General features: G+C 67.5%; 20 protein-coding genes and 1 pseudogene. 14 read left to right on the plus strand and 7 right to left on the minus strand.

The window, feature by feature from the left end; genetic code table 11:
* On the minus strand, nucleotides 1-423 hold a 423-nt coding region (locus tag ITI46_RS25510), incomplete at its 3' end, for an RNA 2'-phosphotransferase (RefSeq protein ID WP_209242196.1).
* Nucleotides 424-670: 247 nt separating this feature from the next.
* Complete coding sequence (locus ITI46_RS25515; protein WP_209242199.1) at nucleotides 671-1,069, minus strand: hypothetical protein; 399 nt, start codon at nucleotides 1,067-1,069, stop codon at nucleotides 671-673.
* A 218-nt stretch (nucleotides 1,070-1,287) separates the two neighbouring features.
* Here ITI46_RS25515 and ITI46_RS35040 point away from each other — a divergent pair.
* The 3 genes and pseudogenes from ITI46_RS35040 to ITI46_RS25525 all read left to right on the plus strand — a co-directional run.
* Nucleotides 1,288-1,431, plus strand: a pseudogene (locus ITI46_RS35040) (class I SAM-dependent methyltransferase); the annotation flags it as partial.
* 597 nt (nucleotides 1,432-2,028) lie between these two features.
* The gene (locus ITI46_RS35045; RefSeq protein ID WP_247746583.1) at nucleotides 2,029-2,601 is read left to right on the plus strand and encodes a dihydrofolate reductase family protein; all 573 of its coding nucleotides are present in this window, start codon (nucleotides 2,029-2,031) and stop codon (nucleotides 2,599-2,601) included.
* 230 nt (nucleotides 2,602-2,831) lie between these two features.
* The gene (locus ITI46_RS25525; protein WP_307808322.1) at nucleotides 2,832-3,167 is read left to right on the plus strand and encodes a hypothetical protein; all 336 of its coding nucleotides are present in this window, start codon (nucleotides 2,832-2,834) and stop codon (nucleotides 3,165-3,167) included.
* A 72-nt stretch (nucleotides 3,168-3,239) separates the two neighbouring features.
* Here ITI46_RS25525 and ITI46_RS25530 read toward each other — a convergent pair whose 3' ends face one another.
* Together ITI46_RS25530 and ITI46_RS25535 are read right to left on the minus strand one after the other, a co-directional pair.
* Nucleotides 3,240-3,515 (minus strand): DUF397 domain-containing protein, encoded by a 276-nt coding sequence (locus ITI46_RS25530; protein WP_209242205.1) that lies wholly within the window; start codon nucleotides 3,513-3,515, stop codon nucleotides 3,240-3,242.
* Nucleotides 3,512-4,333 (minus strand): helix-turn-helix domain-containing protein, encoded by an 822-nt coding sequence (locus ITI46_RS25535; RefSeq protein ID WP_209242207.1) that lies wholly within the window; start codon nucleotides 4,331-4,333, stop codon nucleotides 3,512-3,514. Before ITI46_RS25535 ends, ITI46_RS25530 begins: the two co-directional genes overlap by 4 nt.
* 112 nt (nucleotides 4,334-4,445) lie before the next feature.
* On the opposite strand from ITI46_RS25535, the gene ITI46_RS25540 reads away from it, so the two are divergent.
* Complete coding sequence (locus ITI46_RS25540) at nucleotides 4,446-4,859, plus strand: ATP-binding protein (protein WP_209242209.1); 414 nt, start codon at nucleotides 4,446-4,448, stop codon at nucleotides 4,857-4,859.
* Between the two features lie 52 nt (nucleotides 4,860-4,911).
* Complete coding sequence (locus tag ITI46_RS25545) at nucleotides 4,912-5,535, plus strand: TIGR03086 family metal-binding protein (RefSeq protein ID WP_209242211.1); 624 nt, start codon at nucleotides 4,912-4,914, stop codon at nucleotides 5,533-5,535.
* A 12-nt stretch (nucleotides 5,536-5,547) separates the two neighbouring features.
* Here the strand turns inward: ITI46_RS25545 and ITI46_RS25550 are convergent, their stop codons facing one another.
* A complete protein-coding gene (locus ITI46_RS25550) occupies nucleotides 5,548-5,976 on the minus strand; it encodes a hypothetical protein (RefSeq protein WP_209242213.1) in 429 nt (142 codons plus the stop codon).
* A 344-nt stretch (nucleotides 5,977-6,320) separates the two neighbouring features.
* Here ITI46_RS25550 and ITI46_RS35050 point away from each other — a divergent pair, with 344 nt between their 5' ends.
* From ITI46_RS35050 to ITI46_RS25580, 7 genes are all read left to right on the plus strand, one after another.
* Entirely contained in the window at nucleotides 6,321-6,878 is a 558-nt protein-coding gene (locus ITI46_RS35050) for a glycosyltransferase (RefSeq protein WP_307808323.1), read from the plus strand.
* Nucleotides 6,879-6,996: 118 nt separating this feature from the next.
* A complete protein-coding gene (locus ITI46_RS35055; RefSeq protein WP_247746581.1) occupies nucleotides 6,997-7,272 on the plus strand; it encodes a nucleotide disphospho-sugar-binding domain-containing protein in 276 nt (91 codons plus the stop codon).
* Between the two features lie 251 nt (nucleotides 7,273-7,523).
* Entirely contained in the window at nucleotides 7,524-7,943 is a 420-nt protein-coding gene (locus tag ITI46_RS25560; protein ID WP_209242215.1) for a hypothetical protein, read from the plus strand.
* Nucleotides 7,944-7,955: 12 nt separating this feature from the next.
* Nucleotides 7,956-10,184, plus strand: coding sequence for a hypothetical protein (locus tag ITI46_RS25565; RefSeq protein ID WP_209242217.1), 2,229 nt, complete (start codon nucleotides 7,956-7,958; stop codon nucleotides 10,182-10,184).
* Nucleotides 10,185-10,223: 39 nt separating this feature from the next.
* A complete protein-coding gene (locus tag ITI46_RS25570) occupies nucleotides 10,224-11,282 on the plus strand; it encodes a hypothetical protein (RefSeq protein ID WP_209242219.1) in 1,059 nt (352 codons plus the stop codon).
* Nucleotides 11,283-11,346: 64 nt separating this feature from the next.
* The gene (locus ITI46_RS25575) at nucleotides 11,347-12,108 is read left to right on the plus strand and encodes a hypothetical protein (protein WP_247746582.1); all 762 of its coding nucleotides are present in this window, start codon (nucleotides 11,347-11,349) and stop codon (nucleotides 12,106-12,108) included.
* Between the two features lie 132 nt (nucleotides 12,109-12,240).
* Complete coding sequence (locus ITI46_RS25580) at nucleotides 12,241-14,574, plus strand: HelD family protein (RefSeq protein ID WP_209242223.1); 2,334 nt, start codon at nucleotides 12,241-12,243, stop codon at nucleotides 14,572-14,574.
* A gap of 243 nt (nucleotides 14,575-14,817) precedes the next feature.
* On the opposite strand, the gene ITI46_RS25585 is transcribed toward ITI46_RS25580, so the two are convergent.
* Entirely contained in the window at nucleotides 14,818-15,024 is a 207-nt protein-coding gene (locus tag ITI46_RS25585; RefSeq protein ID WP_209242225.1) for a cold-shock protein, read from the minus strand.
* 306 nt (nucleotides 15,025-15,330) lie between these two features.
* Here ITI46_RS25585 and ITI46_RS25590 point away from each other — a divergent pair, with 306 nt between their 5' ends.
* A complete protein-coding gene (locus ITI46_RS25590) occupies nucleotides 15,331-16,758 on the plus strand; it encodes an NAD-dependent malic enzyme (RefSeq protein ID WP_209242227.1) in 1,428 nt (475 codons plus the stop codon).
* A gap of 338 nt (nucleotides 16,759-17,096) precedes the next feature.
* Nucleotides 17,097-17,378 carry an HU family DNA-binding protein gene (locus tag ITI46_RS25595; RefSeq protein ID WP_016469244.1) on the plus strand — a complete coding sequence of 94 codons (282 nt, stop codon included), beginning with the start codon at nucleotides 17,097-17,099 and terminating at the stop codon, nucleotides 17,376-17,378.
* A gap of 122 nt (nucleotides 17,379-17,500) precedes the next feature.
* Here ITI46_RS25595 and ITI46_RS25600 read toward each other — a convergent pair whose 3' ends face one another.
* The gene (locus ITI46_RS25600; RefSeq protein ID WP_247746585.1) at nucleotides 17,501-18,175 is read right to left on the minus strand and encodes an HAD family hydrolase; all 675 of its coding nucleotides are present in this window, start codon (nucleotides 18,173-18,175) and stop codon (nucleotides 17,501-17,503) included.
* Nucleotides 18,176-18,201: the final 26 nt, after the last annotated feature.

Consider the following 18,201-nt stretch of genomic DNA (forward strand, 5'->3'; position numbering starts at 1 on the left):
CCCCCGGCGCGCCCCCACCCGGGTCGCCGTCGCCCGGTCCGGCGACAGATGCACGGCATGCCGCGCCATGGGACGCAGCCCCTCCGCGCGGATGGCCGCCAGGACACGGGGCACGGTGCCGTGGTACAGCACCGGCGGCGGCGCCAGCGCGGGGAGGTCCAACTCGACGTCCACGGAGTGCCCTTGGTTGGCCCGTATACGGGTGCGGTCGGGCGAGAGCGCGTACCGCTGCTTGTCATTGCGGGCCACCACTTCTTCCAGCTCCGCCCGGGTGAGCGGAAACCCGTGCGCCGTCGCGGCGGCCAGCAACTCCTCGACATCGGCCCACCCCTGCGCGTCGAGGCTGACCCCGATCCGGGCGGGATCGTGACGCAGGTGGCGCGCCAGGTACTTGGAAACGCGGACGTGCCGCTTCTCGTTCATATGGGAGGAGGATGACGCGGGCCCGGCCCCGGACGCATCGGGTTATCGGCCGACGACAGAGTGCCGCCCCCCTGCGAGGGCCCGCCACCTCGCAGCCGGGCGGGGTAGCCGGCTCATTTCTCGGCGAGCCGCAGTTTGTGACTTGGAGAGCTGGAACAGCGGAAAGAAGCGCCTCCGCGGGATCGGCACCCACGGGATCTCCGCACCGGGAGCTTCTGGAGCCCCACCGGATCGACGACTCGGAGCACTAGTGTCCGGGCGTGGAGGGCAGTCGGCTGAAGCCCGCCTCCACAGTGTGGAGAGTCACCGTGCCGCCGCCCAGCATCTCGGCCTTCCGATGCAGCTGTGCCAGCACCGCCGGGCTCGGTGCCCCGTACACGTCGATGGAACGCATCCGGATCAGCGCCCCGAAGTCGCGGAACTTCGGCCCACCCAGCTTCATGTGCAGCTCCATCGACCCCGAATCAGGGTGCACGGCCACCACGGTCATCGTGGACTCGGATTCATCGATGCAGAAGTGGTAGGCGATCAGCTGTGGCTCGCGCGTCTCGACGAACGCGGCCAGGTCATGCATGCCCCGCCTGACATCCGCGAGCTTGCCCTCGCGGATGTCCGAGCGGTCGATGTAGTAAAGGGGAGCCGTCATACGGCCCGAACTTAACGCCGGACCTTCGCCGGGTCCGCTCGCCGCGCCTGGGCCGGTCAGTGCCCTCTCCCGTCCACGAGGGCACTGACCGCGTCGATGATCCGGCGACCCTGGTCGGCGGAGGTAGGAGAGCCGTGCACACCGTCAGCAGGCTGCGGCATGGAAACGAGTGGCAGGCGTACGGCGGACAGGCCGTGGGCATCGACCTGTCCGCGCCGGTGCTGGAACGTGCCCACTGGGACGCCGTGGGGGACGGTCCCGCCAACGTCACCTCCCAGAGGGGTGACGCTCAGGTGCGCCCGTTCCCCGCGCCGGGGTTCGACGTGATCCTCAGCCGTGGCGGCGTGATGTTCCTCGCGGACCACATCGCGGCCTTCACCCACCTGAGGAACGCGCTGGTGCCGGGCGGCCGGCTCGCCATCCTCGGCCCTCAGTCCGGCGGCCCGGACAGCGCCTACGCCCGTGCGACTGCCGCGCTGTCGCCCTACGTGCGCGAGCCCTCACCCGCTGCCCGCGGCATGGGGTCGCTCCTCGACCCCGCGCGCATCCGCCACGTCCTGTCCGCCGCCGGGTTCACCGACATCGACGTGACCCCCGCCGAGGCTCCGATGACCTTCGGTGCCAACGCGCCGGACGCCGCCGACTTCATCATGGCCACGGGCCCGCCGCGCCACAACCTGCGCCATGCCGAACCGGCGGCCGTCGCCCGTATACGCGCCGAAGTACGCGAGGCCCTCACGGAGTTCGGGACCGCCGACGGCGTTCGGATCCCCCCGGGTCCGTCTGGATCGTCACCGCGTCCTGAGCCCAGCGCGCTGGGCATCGCCGGGATGACCGATGAGTTTCTCCGTCATCCTCAGTCAGAACACATGGTTGGTGCGCTGCGGCCGCGAATGCGGTCGGCGCGGGCACCGACCGGAACTGCTGCGAACCGGACACGAGACACCGAGGAACCCCAGATGCGTACTCTGATCAGCACCGCGTTCATCTCGCTCGATGGCGTCGTGGAGGCCCCCGGCGGCGAGTCCGGCTACCGGAACGCCGGGTGGACCTTCAAGGAGACCGAGTTCCTTCCCGAGGCATTCGAGATCAAGGGCCGGGAGCAGCAGGAAGCCACCGCGATGCTGATGGGCCGGACCAGCTACGAGGCGTTCAGCCCGGTGTGGCCCGACATGGAAGACTTCGCCGACTACAAGCTGATGCCGAAGTACGTCGTCTCCACCACCCTCACCGAGGAGGAACTGGTCTCGAACTGGGGCGAGACGACGATCCTGCGCTCACTCGACGACGTCGCTGCGCTGAAGGAGACGGAGGGCGGCCCGATCATCCTCCATGGCAGCGCCTCCCTGAACCAGGCCCTCTCGGACGCCGGCCTGATCGACCGCTACCACCTGCTGGTCTTCCCCCTCCTGCTCGGGGCAGGCAAGCGGCTGTTCAGCACCACGGACAAGGACACCCAGAAGCTGAAGCTCGTCGAGCACGAGGCCTACGCCAACGGTCTGCAGAAGAATGTGTTCGACGTCGTCCACTAATTCCGCGCCTGGGGGCGCGGGGTAGAGGGGGAGAGGGCTGAAGCCCGGAAGGCTTCGGTGTCATCGGCTTCTTCAAGTAAGCGCCGGGCTACGGATGGTGCGCGATTCACACAGCAGTTGCTGAAGGCTTGACTCTTTCCAGGTCATGGGTACTTTAGTTGAGGTCATCCTGGGGGGGGTTGCCGCATGGTGATCCGCACCTTTCGTAGGGGGAAATGATGCGCTCTCTCGTGTCCACCGGAGTCGCCGTCGCAGTCGCAGGCCTCGCTCTCAGCCTGATTCCCTCACCTGCATACGCGGCCAATTCGGGGACGGACAGCGTCATGTGCTACAAGTACGGCCCGTCTCCGTACATCAACTTTTCGTGGAGCACCGGCTGGACGTCCACCAAGGTCTACTACAACAGCCACTGCACGTTCAGTAAAAAGGTCGCCTTCAAGTTCTACAACGACGGCAGCACGCCCTTCTACAAGTGCCGCACCATCCCGGCAATGACCAAGAGCTACGTCAAGTTCGATTTTCGCAACGAGATTCTCGACATCAACACGAACACGGCGGCGTGCTAGTACGGAGGCGGCCCTTTCCGCCGGCCTCGCCCGCCATGCGGCGAGGCCGACAGAAAGGGCCGCCTCTGCTTTTCAGCCCCGCTTTGCGGCGTACGCCGTGAACGACGCCCAAGCGGTGGGTGAGAGTGTGAGGGTGGGGCCGGTGGGCACCTTGGAGTCGCGGACGTGGATGGCTGGGGCGTCGGTGCAGGCGGCGACCTCCACGCAGGCGCCGCCTTGCTCGCTGCTGTAGCTGGACTTGCGCCAGTCGTATGCGACTTCGAGGCATGCGCCGCCCTCGTCGCTGCTGTAGCTGGACTTGAACCACGCCAAGTTGTCGGTGCCGGGTGTGGACTGTGCTTCTCTCATGCCTCTCCTAGCAGCCGGTCCAGCAGGCTCTTGGAGTCCTCGACGTTGAGAGCCTGTGTCCGCAGCATCGCATATTTCCGTACGAGGATGCTGACCTCACCAGGCTCCGAGACCAGCATGCTGCCGCGCTGCGTCTCAACGTAGCCAAGGTGTTCGAAGTCCGGGGTCTCAAGCAGAATGAAAGGCCCTGCGAGCCCCGCATGCGTCTCCCGCCCCAGCGGCATGATCTGGATCGAGATGCCGGGCGTATCCGCGTCCTGCCGCAGGCGGCGAAGCTGTTCCCGGCGCACCGCGTCCCCGCCCAGCCGGTCCATGAGTACGGCTTCGGAGATGATGAAGCTCGCGGAGGGCGGGACCTTCCGCTGGAAGATGGCCTGCCGGGCCATCCGCCCGGCGACCTGGACTTCGATCTCGTCCGGCTCCAGCGGCGGCTCCTTGCTCCGGAAGACGGCTCGGGCGTAGTCCTCGGTCTGCAGCAGACCCGGGATCACCTGGTTCTCGAACCAGTCGATGGCGACAGCCTCTTGCTCCCGGTCGATGAACTCCTCGGCCCACAAGGGGTACTTGTCCATCTCCGGCATGAACTTGACCGCGATCGCCAGCGCCCCCTTCGTATCGAGGATCTCGTCCAACTGTTCGGCAAGATCGCTCTTCAGGGGGCGTCGGCCCTGCTCGATCGAGGCGATGGTGTCCTCGTCCACACACACGCGCAGGGCCAGGGTCCGTTGCGTGTAGCCCGCGGCCTGGCGGTAGTTGGCGAGGATCTGGCCCACCATCTTCATGGCGGAGGCGTTCTTCTTGCGCTTCTTGGATGACATGACCGTGTCTCTCCCCCAACCGGCCCGGGGTCGACCGGTACTGAACCCGTACAACGAATCTGTACGAGCGGAACCGGTGTTGAGCGTAACCAGGGGACGCGAGGGTTCTCATATGAACCGCGAAACTCATCTCCCCCATTTCCGGGAGCACTTCTACCGTCGGGAGCGGCGCTCCATTCCCCGGGCACGGGCGTTCGTCGGGGCGGCGCTCGGCGACTGGGAGGCCCGCGCACGCTGCGACGACGTACTGCTGTGCGTCAGCGAGATGGCGACCAACGCACTGCTGCACGGGGTGCCGCCGGGCCGTGGATTCCGGGTCATGCTCTGGCTAGAGAATGACGGACTGTTGCGAATTGAGGTGCACGACAGCGGGGACGGAACTCCGCAGCTGTCGTCCGCCGGCGACGACGCGGAATCCGGCCGTGGATTGCTGCTCGTCGAAATGCTGGCGGATAAGTGGGGAGTGGGAGAGCGGAACCCGGGAAAAGTGGTGTGGGCGGAATTCGCGGGGTGCCGTGCCAGTTGAGTGTCCGAAATCCGCCGGTGCCGGGACGGTGCCGTCCCGCAGGCTGGGGCACATGACCAGCGCTTTCGACGGCATCATCGACCGGTTCGTCCTCTCCAGTGCCGAGTTCGAACGGAGACTGGGGGCGGTCAGGCCGGAACAGTGGTGCTGGCCGACACCGTGCTCCGTATGGAACGTACGCCAGTTGGTGAACCATGTGACGCGGGGCAACCTCAACTACGTGGCGCTGGTGACCGGCGGCAGCGCGGCCGACTTCCTGCGGCTGCGGGACGCCGACGCGCTGGGTACGGACGCGGTGGCCGCGTACGCCGCCTCCGTACGGGAGTGCGCCGAGGCGTTCGGGCGCCCCGGTGCCCTCCAGAGGGTGCTGGACTATCCCCTGGGCGAGGTGCGCGGGGCGCAGGCGCTTGCCGTACGCACCACCGACAACACCGTGCACACCTGGGACCTCGCACGGGCGGTGGACGGTGACGAGACGCTGGACAGCGGGCTCGTCTCGTGGATCACCGCGAACGTGACCGAGATCTACGCCGGTCTGCCGGAGACCCCCACCGCCGCCGACACCACCCACCGCTTCTTCGCCGCGCCGGACGGCCCCGCCCCCGCACCGGATGCGTCCGCGCAGGCGCGACTGCTGCACATGATGGGAAGGGAGCCCGCGTCGAACTCGGCGTAGCGCCGTCGCGGCTCACACCGGACCGGGGGCCAGGTGTACGGCGCCGAAGTACCGGCCGCCGGGGGCCGGATGGAGCCGGACACCTGGTGGGAGGGGGCGCGGGAGCGCGGCCCGCACCTCGGCGGCGGGGTGGCAGAACAGATCGATGTCGCCGAGTACGACGGGGCACGCCGCGGGGGGCCACTCGGCGGTCAGGGTGAGGGTGGCGAGCCCAGCCCCGTCCGCGTACCAGCCGTTGCGGTCCCAGGTGTCACCGTGCACCTCCAGGGCCAGCCCCTCGTACCGCGCACCGAAGGCCCACCCCGCCCCGCAGACCCAACCCTCCCGCACGTCTGCGAGCGTGGCGACGGCCCACTGGGCGGCGCGCTCACCCATGCCGAACCGCAGCGCGCCCGCGCGACCGGGCAGCCGCAGACCGACCCCCGGCAGAACCTCGAACATGCCCCGATTCTCACCGGCCGCTCCACCCGGGCCTGCCGTACGGTCACCCCCCATGCCGAATACGTCGAAGCGGGAGCAGTTGAAGTCGGCGCAGTCGAAGCGGGAGTGGCCGAAGCCGGCGCAGCCGAAGAAGCGTCTGCTGTTCGTCGCGCTGGCCGGAAGCGGGCACGTCAATCCGACGGTGCCGCTGGTGGAGGAGCTGGCGCGGCGCGGGCACCGGGTGGAGTACGCGACCGGCGCGGAGCACGCCGAGACCGTGACCGAAGGGGCGCAGAGTGGGTGGAGTTGCCCGCGCTGGAGCCGTTCACGCCGCCATCGCACATCGGTCCCGAGGTCATGGGGGCGTGGCTCGGCACTACTTCGCCGCGATGACGAAGACGTACCCGATGCTCCGGGACCGGTGCGCGGCCGAGCCGCCGGACGCGGTCTGCTTCGGCACCACCAACTGGCCCGCGCGGGTGGCGGCGGAGGACCTGGGCATCCCGGCGATCCGCCTCGTCCCGCACTTCGCCTCGAACGAGACGTTCTCCCTGGACGAGCAGCTGACGCAGGCCCTGAGGGCCGAACGCCCGGCCATGGAAGCCCTCACGGCCGACCGCGCGGCCTTCTCCCGTACGTACGGAGTGGCCGCCGACCGCGTCGACCCCCTGGGCGAGCCCGCCACCGCCCTCAACCTGGTGTTCGTACCGCGCGCCTTCCAGCCGTACGGCGACAGCTTCGACGCCCGCCACCATTTCGTCGGCCTCTCGATGGGCGCGCGGGAGCGGGCCGAGCGCTGGGAGCCGCGCGATCCGTACGCCCCGCTGGTCTACATCTCACTGGGCTCGGTCGCCACCGGCAGCCCGGACTTCTACCGCCGCTGCGTCGCCGCCTTCGCCGACACCCCTGGCAGGTGGCGATGACGGTGGGCGACACGGTCCCCGCGGAGCTGGGCCCGCTGCCGCCCATGGTCGAGGTGCGCCGGCGTCCCCCCAACTGGCAGTGCTCCGCCATGCCTCCGCGTTCGTCTCCCACGCGGGCATGAACTCCGTACTGGAATCCCTCCACTACGGCGTCCCTCTGGTCACCCTCCCCCACACCCCGGAACAGTCCCTCAACGCCGACCGCGTCCAGCAACTGCACCTCGGCACCCGCCTGGACCGCGACACGTTCACCCCCACCGAACTCCTGAGCACCGTCACCCACCTCACCACCGACCCCACCACCCACACCGCCCTCCACACCATGCACCAAACCCTCCACACGACCGGCGGCGCCTCCCACGCCGCCGACCTGATCGAGAAGCACCTGGGGTGAAGATCCGGTACGGCTTATCAGGACAACCCTCACTCTCCGCTTGCTCCGGTAGCGGTCGGTAATGTCTCCTGTTAGCTTTGGGGAACGTTTTACCGGACGGCTGGGTGCTGAAAGGCCGCTTCTGCGGGGCATACCGAGACAGAGGATGACGCCTGCTGCGCCCCGGGAGAGCAGCACGCCGTCCGCACGCGAGGAGGGGGAGCGGAGCCATGGGGGGAAACGCAGAGCCGGGCAGGAGTTCTAGCCCGGGAATGAAGCCGGGAGGGCACCTGCCGCAGAACTCCGACTTGGTGAACTCGGAGTCGAAGAAGAGAGCCGCGGCACGCTACATTCAGGAGACCTTGGGCCCGGAGACACAGAAGGCCGGCTCGAAGGCGGACGGCGACACCGAGGATCTGACGGGAAATCCACAGAGCCCCACGACGGTGCGCGGGAAACTGCACGGCTGGGAGGTGTGGACCGGGATACGTCACCGTCTGACGGTCTGGCGCAAGCATCACAAGCACCTCACCCGGATGTTGTCGCACGAGCGCGAAGCACTGCTGGACGTCAACAAGGTCCTCACCGGTATCGACGTCGTCAATGCGAAAAGCGTCAACAGCATGAGAACCGGTTTTACGGACTCGGCAAGCCCGCAGCTTCGGCCCAAGAGCGGACTCGACAAACTCTGAGGGGGCAGAGGCATGACGATCACCTATGACGACATCATTCACGCGGACTTCAGCTCCCTGGAGACGGCCGCCAAGTCCTGGGACTCCATGGGCAAGAAATTTGGAACTCTGGGCGGTCACTACAGAGATCACGTCCGGGCAGCCGTGGATGCCGACAGTTGGCAGGGCGCGGCAGCAAAGGTATTCGGGCAGTGGGGACGGAAAACAGCGGACGAGTACGACCAGGCCAAGGGCGAAGCCCAGGGCGTGGCAGCGCTGTTCCGACTTGCTCACGCAACTCTCGAGGCGCACAAGAAGGCTGTGAAGCGCGTCCGCGACGAAGCCCGGGACGCGGGCATGGAAGTTGACTCCCGCGGCCGATGCACGATGAACCTCGACAAGGTCGAGGAGAAGAAGGGCAAGAAGGTCGCTGATGCATACCGCGAAGACAAGCGGGCTCAGACGGTGGCCGAGGAAAAATGGAACGAGGCGATCAAGAAAGCCGTCAGGGAAACACAGGAGGCTGACGCCGCCCTGAAAGCAGTATTCATGGCGGACCCCAATGATCCGGAAAAAACCATCCCCAACGGGTTCAATGGTGCTATCGGCGACGAGGCGGTGAAGAACAGCGCGAAGCGCGCCGCCAAGACGTACAAGGCCATCAGGGATGGCAAGACTCCGTCACTCAAAGATCTACAGGAGGCCAGCATGCTGGCCCGTGGATTCGATGACGAGCCGGGTTTCAGTCGCACGCTGATCAACTCCCTCGGAGGCCCGGAAGGTCTCATCAAGACCCACAACCGTCTCGATGACCTCGCCTACGCCGACGACAAGGACCACAAGAAATCCTATCTGTCTTTGGACAAGGGTCTTGCCGTGAACCTCGCTTCCGCTACCAAGGATCCGAAAACAGAATTCTACAAGAATTTTCAGACGGGAATGCGCAGGGCTGGCCTGGAGAAATACGACATGAAATTGTTGACCAAGGATCCCGGGGACGCTCCGGGGCCCGGGCCGGCCCGCGGCTATCAAAGCCTCGTCTCCCTTATGCAACGCGGAGACGACGACTATGGCAAGCAGTTCCTGACCGATACGGCTGATGCTATCCGCGACGCTGAGGACGTGGACCGGGGTGGTGACCCGGATATTTGGGATCTGCAAGGCAATTTCGACCGCAAGGAGTACGCACACTTTGCCAACGACCCCTATGACAAACTCCTGGAGGTGATGTCAAGGCAGCCCGAGGTCGCGACGGAGTATCTCGACCCGGAAGGCGATCATGGCAAGGACGGAAATCTTTCGTACCTACTGGGTGACAGGGACTGGAAGAACGTGGACGGAGGCCCTGTGAATCCGGACGGGGTCGACCCGGACAAGGAGACCAGTAGCTCGCGGCAAGGGCTTGCTCATGCATTGGAGGCTGGAGCCACAGGCGAGCAGCCGCAGGACGTCAAAAAGCCAGCCCCTCTTCATGCTGCGCATACTAGTGCAGAAGCCAGGGTTATGAACCGGGCGATCGAACTTTTGGATCCTGGTCAAGGGGGAGGAGCGATTCATCCTAATCTCCAGGAGCCCGTAGCAAATGCATTGGCTGATTATGCGCCCGACACTCACAAGAGTTTGTACAGTGCAGATAATATCCGAGACGATCTCCCTGTGAGTGGTCCTGAAAAGGATGCCCAACTATCTGCCAGCCCGGAGAAACTCATTCGTGTCATGAGGGGAGTTTCGGAGTCCCCTGATGCCTACTCGAAGATTTATGATGCAGAGCGCGCGCAAATCCATCAGGGTATAGCTGAATTGCCTGAGGGTTTGACTACGACGAACAAGGATGTGGTTGACCAGATGCGGCGCGCTGGTGCTGGAATGGGTACAATGGAGGCGATCAAGGAAGATATCGTCGGCGACAAAGCCAGTGAGGATCTCGACAAAATTCAGTGGAAGGCGAAAATCAAATACCATGTCATCGGTGGGCTTGTGACCCCTGTGAAAGGTGGCGTGGGAGACCCATTGCAGCGATGGGTCGATACTTGGGCCTGGAACGATGCAAACGAGGATAGTGCGGCTGTGCGGAAAGCACTCAACGAAAGGAATACCAAGCTGTGGCTGTCCTCGGACTTCCAAATCCGCAGCATGGTGAATCAATGGGCCACATCTTCCGGGTATGACGACGACGACTCCAGCGTGAGCACTTTGAAGGCTCGCGAGGCCATGGGACAGCGCAATGACGCACGCCGGGAAGCGACCCAGTATCTGCAGTAGCGAGGCGGAGGGCGAACGTTGCAACGCAAACATGTGGTGGTGGCGTCCTTCATCGTCTTCTGCTGCGTCATAGCCGGAGCGGTTCTGGTGGCTCGGCAGACAAAAGGCGGAGGATTCAAGGCGCTATGCAAAGGGGTGGTTCGGGAAGAAACTGCTCGTGCGGCTATCGGTGATGGGGAAATAAAGAGCGTCAGGGCCGGTAATGATGACTTTCCTCAAACTGGTGGGCTGCCGGTGGAGTGTGGAGCCAGAGCAGAGGACCGGTCACGGTATGTGACATTTTCGGTGGGGTCCTCTGAATTTGCTCCACAGGTTCTCGAGCAGACTCTGCATGACAATTTGTTCACGGGAGATATTTCTTCCCCGTTGGGCGCGAAGTGGCCAGGAACTTTGACTGTGGAGAGTCCAGGAACCGCACATGCCACTGTGGTGCTCAAGTGCAGCTCCGGGCGACAGGATTATTTGCTGCTCAATATCAAGTCGTTGTTCTCTGACACGGACACCTACTTCTCCGAGAGTAAGGGTGAGAGGCTCAGGCTGGCTCAGGCGGCTGCTTCAATGAGTAAGGAAGCGGATAAGCGGTGGGGGTGTGGAGCCCAGATTGGCAAAAAAATCCGCAGAGCGCCTGCTGACCCGATCAGGAGTCACCCGGAGCCGCTGTCCGAGGCGAAGGGGACGTGCCGTAGTATGCGACAACTTGCTTCGGCTGCCAAGAAATGGGGCATAACGCAGGCCATCGGTTCGGAATCGGTCGAGGAAGCCCCGAGTCAGGATTGCCTTCTTGTCAATGACAAGGGCAAAAAGGTGTACCGGTTGTCAACCTTGAGTGGTCCGCTCGCCCAGGGCTACCGCTCTTCCGGCAGCGTTTTGGGTGAAGTGCAGGGTAAAGCCGGCCGCGACAAGAAAGACGGAGGCTGGGCCTGGGCCAGCGCAGAGTGTCCTGGCGGGGAACAGGCGGCACTCTTCACCGCCGCGAGTATGGGACTCGGTGAGGGTGACCGGCTCAAGGTGAGTGCTGACTTCGAGAGGGACATGCTGAAAGCGTTCGGGTCGGATATGGCCGCATTGCATGGATGTGAGAAGCCGACGCTTCCATGAGACGGCAGGTTGATGTTGGGCTTCTGGGTGGATGACCAGCTACCAGGATTTGGGCAGGTGGCCATTGGCCTCATCCCACGAGGTCGACTGGCTGCGGGAGTTGGCCGGGGACGGAACCACCGGGTTTCTGGCGCCGGCGATGCCCGACTCCGTGTGGGTGCTCAACGCGATGTACGAGCACGAGGATCGCTCGGCGGAGGTGTCGTACGACGAGTGTTGGCGGGCCGCCGTGGCGGATGGGGTCGCCGAGCCTGAGGTCGTAGGGGGTATCGACCTCTCCCAGATGGCGGTCGCAACCGGGGGTGGTCTTGGGCGAGCCGAGCATCCCGGGTCAGGGTGGCGGCGGCTGCGCTGGGCCGAGTTGGCTGGGCGGGTCGGTGATCCCGTGGTGCCTGAGGGGCTGCTGCCGTCGTACCGGTGCTTTCCGTCGGCCAAGAAGCACGGGAGCTGGCCACTGTCGATTCGCCCGCCGACCGAGGGCAGCCTGGACCGGCCGACCTGGAACCGGTTGGTCCGGATCCTGACCGAGTACAGCCCCGCGGGCCCCGAAACCGAGTGTCTGGCCTACTACAACCCGCTGCTGCTCCAGGACTTCGACTTCGGTGACCCCCACGTACGCGCGGGCAGACTCGGCGACTCCGAGACGCTGTACGACAACCCCGAGGTCGAGTTCAGCCCCTCGAATCTGTGGGCAGCGGATCGTTCCTGGGTGCTGTGCACCGACTACGACCTGTGGGCGACGAAGGTGGTCGGCCCCTCGGAACTGGTGGCGGCGCTGCTGAGCGATGGGGAGGCCGAGGCAGTACGGCTGCCGTGGGCTCCGTGATCCGGCTGTGCACGTTCCGCTGCCCCCGGCGGGGCAACCATTGGGCGCCGTCCCCATTCCAGCGCCGCTCCGCGTAGCGGAATCGCGTACGGTTGACGGCTGCCCTAGGGAACGCAGAAGGGGGCCGCCGCGTTGAACGCGCAGTACAGAGCGGAGCCAGAGACCGTCCGTGACCGTGAGGTCGACGCGGAGCAACGGCATCTCGAACGGGTGTACCGGAGGCTGGAGGAGAAGATCCACGAGGCCGAGTTCCTCATGGATGACGCCTCCAAGCGCGCGCAGGTGGGCACCCCTGGGGCGCTCGCCGAGCGGGACGCGCAGGTGTTCCGGGCCGGGATTCACCTCAATCGGCTCAACAGCGAGTTCGAGGACTTCCTCTTCGGCCGGATCGATCTGCTGGAGGGGAAGACGGGGGAGCGCGGTCCCGACGGTGCCTACACCTCCGTGGAGCCGGCCGACGGGGCCGTCCGCCACGAGGGCGGGGAACAGCGCGCCGACATCGTCGAGACGCTGCACATCGGGCGGCTCGGCGTGCTGGACGCCGACTACGCGCCGCTGGTCATCGACTGGCGGGCGCCGGCCGCCGCGCCGTTCTACCGCTCCACCCCGGTGGCCCCCGGCCGGGTCGTACGCCGCCGCGTCATCCGCAGCAAGGGCCGCCGGGTGCTCAGCGTCGAGGACGATCTGCTGCGCCCCGAGCTGAAGGCCCGGCTGGGCGGCGAAGAGCTGGCCGTGGTCGGGGACGGGGCGCTGATGGCCGCGCTCGGCCAGGCCCGCAGCCACACCATGCGGGACATCGTCTCCTCCATCCAGGCCGAGCAGGACGAGGTGATCCGCGCTCCCGCCGCCTCCGTCACCGAGGTCGAGGGCGGACCGGGGACCGGCAAGACGGCCGTTGCGCTGCACCGTGCCGCCTATCTCCTCTACCAGGACCGGCGCCGGTACGCGGGCGGGATCCTGATCGTCTCGCCGACCCCGCTGCTCGTCTCGTACACGGAAGGGGTACTCCCGTCGCTGGGCGAGGAGGGGCAGGTGGCCATCCGTGCGCTCGGCTCGCTGGCCGAGGAGACGGCCGGCGCCGAGGCGACGACGTACGACGCGCAGAGCGTCGCCCGGATCAAAGGCTCGGCGCGGATGCTGAAGGTGCTGCGGAAGGCGGCGCGCGGGGCGCTCGACCTGGGGCTGCGTACGCCGGTGCCGGAGCGGCTGCGGGTGGTGGCCTTCGGCAGCCGCGTCGAGCTGGACGCCGAGGAGCTGGCCGCCGTGCGCCAGCAGGTCCTCGGCGGTACGGCGCCCGTCAACCTGATGCGGCCCCGCGCGCGGAAACTGCTGCTGGACGCGCTGTGGGAGAAGTCGGGGGCGCGGCGTCGGTACGAGGACCCGGAGCTGGCCGCCGAGGCGCGGCAGGGCTTCGACGAGGACATCGCCGGTGAGGACGGTTTCGCCGCCTTCCTCGACGCCTGGTGGCCGGAGCTGACCCCGCGGCAGGTGCTGGGCGCCATGACGGACGAGGCGCGGCTGGCCCGCTGGTCGCGGCGCGTGCTGCGGCCCGGCGAGGTGCGCACGCTGGCCCGCGCCCTGGCCGCGCGGCTGTCCGTACAGGGCGAGGGCCCGCTGTCGGTGCACGACATCGCGCTCCTGGACGAGCTGCGCACCCTGCTGGGCGCCCCCGCGCGCCCCAGGAAACGCGAGCTCGATCCGCTGGACCAGCTCACCGGGCTGGAGGAGCTGACCACCGCAGCCGACCGGGACGGCGGCGGCCGACGCGAGCGCCGGGCCCAGGAGCGTACGGAACGTACCGAGTACGCGCACGTCATCGTGGACGAGGCGCAGGACCTCACGCCGATGCAGTGGCGGATGGTCGGGCGCCGCGGCCGGCACGCCACCTGGACCGTCGTGGGCGACCCGGCCCAGTCCTCCTGGACCGATCCCGACGAGGCCGCGGCAGCGCGCGACGAGGCGCTGGGGAAGCGGCCCAGGCGACGCTTCGAACTGACCGTCAACTACCGCAACCCCGCCGAGCTCGCCGTCCTCGCCGACCGGGTCCTCGCGCTGGCCATGCCCGGCGTCGCGCCGCCCCGCGCCGTACGCTCCACCGGCATCGAGCCGTCCTTCGCCGTCGCGGGCGACGACCTGGGGGCCTCGGTACGGGAGAGCGCAGCGCGGCTCCTCGCGGAGGTCGAGGGCACGGTGGGCGTCGTCGTCGCCATGCGGCGCAGGGGCGAGGTGCGCGAGTGGCTGGCGGGTCTGGGGGAGCGGGTGGTCGCGCTGGGCAGCCTGGAGGCGAAGGGGCTGGAGTACGACGCGGCGCTCGTCGTCTCGCCCGCGGAGATCGCGGACGAGTCGCCCGCGGGGCTGCGGGTGCTGTACGTCGCCCTCACGAGGGCGACGCAGCGGCTTCTCGTGCTGAGTGCTTCGCCGGATCTTCCCGACGGGGACGGGGTGCCCGACCTGCTGCGGGAGTGAGGGCTGAATGTCTGCCGGACCAGGGGCTGTAAAGCCTCTTCCGTAGCGGGAATCGCGGGCGGAGGCGGTTTGTTAGCCTGGGTGTGGCACCGGCCCGATCCATGCCCCCGGGCCCAACCATTGGCGCTTCGAGCGCCCACTTGCCGCGAGGCGAGCTGGCGGGTCGGTGTCGCTCATACGTGAGATTCATGGGAGAGGGCTCCTGCCGGACGGCGGGAGCCCTCTCTGTGTGTTTCCGTGTGGTCAGCCGACCACGCGTACACCGTCGGCCTGCGGGCCCTTGCGGCCCTGGGTGATCTCGAACTCGACGCGCTGGGCGTCCTCCAGGCTGCGGTATCCCTCACTGTCGATCGAGCTGTAGTGCACGAAGACGTCCGGCCCGCCGCCTTCCTGTGCGATGAAGCCGTAGCCCTTCTCGGCGTTGAACCACTTGACCGTGCCCTGAACCATGTTGCGGGTCTCCTGTGATGCAGAGGCATGTGTGCGGGCTGATCTTAAGCCGGTTTCATGTCGTTTCAGGGGAATTGAGGACGTTTTTCTTCCGGGGGAACGACGGAGAGACCTCCCGCCCGCCGCTGACAATCTCTCGTGATCTCTCGTATGGTGGAATACGGTTTCCGAATCCGCGGACGCGTTACCGCGTACCGGGGGGTAGGTGGGACGATCTGTTGACGTGGCGCGTTGCAGGCCGTAAGAACTGCGGCCACGCGTGCCCACGTGCACAACGTGACAAGGGAAAGCAGAGGGAAGTCGGCAATGGCGCCAAGCGTCTCCTACTCGATGACGGTCCGTCTGGAGGTCCCCGCGGGCGGGACGGCGGTCAGTCAGCTCACCACCGTCGTGGAGTCGTCTGGCGGCTCGGTCACCGGCCTCGACGTCACCGCGTCGGGCCACGAGCGGCTGCGGATCGACGTGACGATCGCGGCCAGCTCCACCGCGCACGCCGACGAGATCGTGGACCAGCTGCGCACCATCGAGGGCGTCAGCATCGGCAAGGTCTCGGACCGGACCTTCCTGATGCACCTCGGCGGCAAGATCGAGATGTCCGCCAAGCACCCCATTCGCAACCGCGACGACCTCTCGATGATCTACACCCCCGGTGTGGCCCGCGTCTGTACGCAGATCGCCGAGCACCCCGAGGACGCGCGGCGGCTGACCATCAAGCGCAACAGCGTCGCCGTCGTCACCGACGGCTCCGCGGTGCTCGGCCTCGGCAACATCGGCCCGCAGGCCGCGCTGCCGGTCATGGAGGGCAAGGCGGCCCTCTTCAAACGCTTCGCCGGGATCGACGCCTGGCCGATCTGCCTGGACACCCAGGACACCGACACGATCGTGGAGGTCGTCAAGGCGCTCGCGCCGGGCTTCGCCGGCATCAACCTCGAGGACATCTCGGCGCCCCGCTGCTTCGAGATCGAGGCGCGGCTGCGGGAGGCCGTCGACATCCCCGTCTTCCACGACGACCAGCACGGAACCGCCATCGTGGTGCTCTCCGCGCTCTACAACGCGCTGCGCGTGGTGGACAAGCGGATCGAGGACGTCCGCGTGGTGATGTCCGGGGCCGGCGCCGCCGGTACGGCGATCCTGAAGCTGCTGCTGGAGGCGGGCGTCAAGCACGCCGTCGTCGCCGACATCCACGGCGTGGTGCACGCGGGCCGCAAGGACCTGGCGGATGCGGAGGAGGGCTCGCCGATGCGGTGGGTCGCCGACAACACCAACCCCGAGGGGCACACCGGCACCCTCAAGGAGGTCGTGGTCGGCGCCGACGTGTTCATCGGCGTCTCCGCGCCGAATGTGCTGGACGGGTCGGACATCGCCAAGATGGCGGACGGTGCCATTGTGTTCGCGCTCGCCAATCCGGACCCTGAGGTGGACCCTGCCGCTGCGCGGGAGACGGCGGCCGTGGTGGCCACCGGGCGGTCGGACTTCCCGAACCAGATCAACAACGTGCTGGTCTTCCCGGGCGTCTTCCGCGGGCTGCTGGACGCGCAGTCGCGGACCGTGGACGACGCGATGATGCTGGCCGCTGCGCGGGCCCTCGCCGACGTGGTCGGCGAGGACGAGCTGAATCCGAACTACATCATTCCGTCCGTCTTCAATGAGAAGGTCTCCGGCGCGGTCGCCGGCGCCGTCCGCAACGCCGCCGTCGCCGAGGGTGAGTCCCCCAAGGCTCCGGCCCATTCCTGAGGGCTCCGGGATCCGCGTGAGGCGGGGCCCGGCTCGGCGCGTCGGGTGGGGGTTCACTCGGGCGGGCCCTCTAGGGTTGCGGGGAGCACCGGATGACGCCGGATTGGCTTTCCCGCCGCAGGTAGGGGCAGGATGCATTCCCAAGGACTTGTCCGAGGGGGAGACCCCGAACGCGGACCTTGTCCAGGGGATATCCCCACGGGGCGCGCGGGCCCGAAGGCGGACCCGGGTCCGGGCACTGTCGGAGGGCCCTGGCAGCATCGGCTTCGCTGTGTCTGATATGCGGCTCCGGCCGCGTGGCACGCCTCATCGGCAAGAAGAACACGGGAGTACGAATTATGAACCGCAGTGAGCTGGTGGCCGCTCTGTCCGAGCGTGCCGAGGTGACCCGTAAGGACGCCGACGCGATCCTGTCGGCGTTCGCCGAGACCGTCGGCGAGGTCGTCGCCAAGGGCGACGAGAAGGTCACCATCCCCGGCTTCCTCACCTTCGAGCGCACCCACCGGGCGGCGCGCACCGCGCGCAACCCGCAGACCGGTGACCCCATCCAGATCCCGGCCGGGTACAGCGTCAAGGTTTCGGCGGGCTCCAAGCTCAAGGAAGCGGCGAAGGGCAAGTAAGCCCTGGAGACCTGAAGCTCTGACTTCTGGAATTTCCGAGCAAAAGGCGGTCCCCCGTGCGGGGGACCGCCTTTTTCGTGTGTGGGCGTATCAGGCGTACCAGGCGTGCCAGGTGCCGGGCCCTACGCGCCCGGCGCCCCGAAGGACAGCGGGAGCGCCCTCAGGTCGACCTCCCGCAGCGAGCGCAGCAGGAGGGTGCCCGGGGCCTCCTCGATGCCGTCCACGGTCGGTACGGCGACCACCCGGCACCCCGCGGCACGCGCCGAGGCCGCGCCGGTGGGGGTGTCCTCCAGGGCCAGGCACGCGGTCGCGGGGACGCCCAGCAGCCGGGCCGCGGCCAGGTACGGGTCGGGGTGCGGCTTGCCGCGCGGGGTCTCGCCGTGCGCGACCGAGCAGGTGAACCGGTGCGGGCCCAGCGTGGCCAGCACCAGATCGGCGACCGGCCGCTCGGAGGCCGTGACGAGCGCCACAGGGATCCCCAGCCGCCGCGCACTGTCGAGCAGCGCCGTCGCCCCGGGCTGCACCGTCACCCCGGCGCGCACCCGTGCCGTGAAGGACGCGTCCAGCCGGGCGCGTGCCGTCTCGGCGGCCAGCCCCGAGCGGCGGGCGACCAGCTCGGCCGCACCGTCCACCGGCAGCCCCGCGAAGGGCGCCAGGGCCGCCTCGTCGGCGTCGGCGCCATGCTCGGCCAGCAGCTCGGCGAGGGTCGCCAGCCAGTCGCGTTCGGTGTCGACCAGGGTGCCGTCCATGTCGCAGAGCAGCGCCGAGGGCAGCGAGGGGCCGCCCTCGGGCCGCATACCCGACGAGGGGGTGGGCGAGGGGC

This window comes from Streptomyces oryzae, from assembly GCF_017676365.1.
GTDB lineage: Bacteria > Actinomycetota > Actinomycetes > Streptomycetales > Streptomycetaceae > Streptomyces > Streptomyces oryzae.

Excerpts from the sequence above, each read along its gene's own strand:
- ITI46_RS25515 (WP_209242199.1), bottom strand. The coding sequence starts at position 1,069 with ATGACGGCTCCCCTTTACTACATCGACCGCTCGGACATCCGCGAGGGC.
- ITI46_RS35045 (WP_247746583.1), top strand. The coding sequence starts at position 2,029 with ATGCGTACTCTGATCAGCACCGCGTTCATCTCGCTCGATGGCGTCGTG.
- ITI46_RS25530 (WP_209242205.1), bottom strand. The coding sequence starts at position 3,515 with ATGAGAGAAGCACAGTCCACACCCGGCACCGACAACTTGGCGTGGTTC.
- ITI46_RS25535 (WP_209242207.1), bottom strand. The coding sequence starts at position 4,333 with ATGTCATCCAAGAAGCGCAAGAAGAACGCCTCCGCCATGAAGATGGTG.
- ITI46_RS25540 (WP_209242209.1), top strand. The coding sequence starts at position 4,446 with ATGAACCGCGAAACTCATCTCCCCCATTTCCGGGAGCACTTCTACCGT.
- ITI46_RS25545 (WP_209242211.1), top strand. The coding sequence starts at position 4,912 with ATGACCAGCGCTTTCGACGGCATCATCGACCGGTTCGTCCTCTCCAGT.
- ITI46_RS25550 (WP_209242213.1), bottom strand. The coding sequence starts at position 5,976 with ATGTTCGAGGTTCTGCCGGGGGTCGGTCTGCGGCTGCCCGGTCGCGCG.
- ITI46_RS35055 (WP_247746581.1), top strand. The coding sequence starts at position 6,997 with ATGAACTCCGTACTGGAATCCCTCCACTACGGCGTCCCTCTGGTCACC.
- ITI46_RS25560 (WP_209242215.1), top strand. The coding sequence starts at position 7,524 with ATGAAGCCGGGAGGGCACCTGCCGCAGAACTCCGACTTGGTGAACTCG.
- ITI46_RS25565 (WP_209242217.1), top strand. The coding sequence starts at position 7,956 with ATGACGATCACCTATGACGACATCATTCACGCGGACTTCAGCTCCCTG.
- ITI46_RS25585 (WP_209242225.1), bottom strand. The coding sequence starts at position 15,024 with ATGGTTCAGGGCACGGTCAAGTGGTTCAACGCCGAGAAGGGCTACGGC.
- ITI46_RS25590 (WP_209242227.1), top strand. The coding sequence starts at position 15,331 with ATGGCGCCAAGCGTCTCCTACTCGATGACGGTCCGTCTGGAGGTCCCC.
- ITI46_RS25595 (WP_016469244.1), top strand. The coding sequence starts at position 17,097 with ATGAACCGCAGTGAGCTGGTGGCCGCTCTGTCCGAGCGTGCCGAGGTG.
- ITI46_RS25600 (WP_247746585.1), bottom strand. The coding sequence starts at position 18,175 with ATGCGGCCCGAGGGCGGCCCCTCGCTGCCCTCGGCGCTGCTCTGCGAC.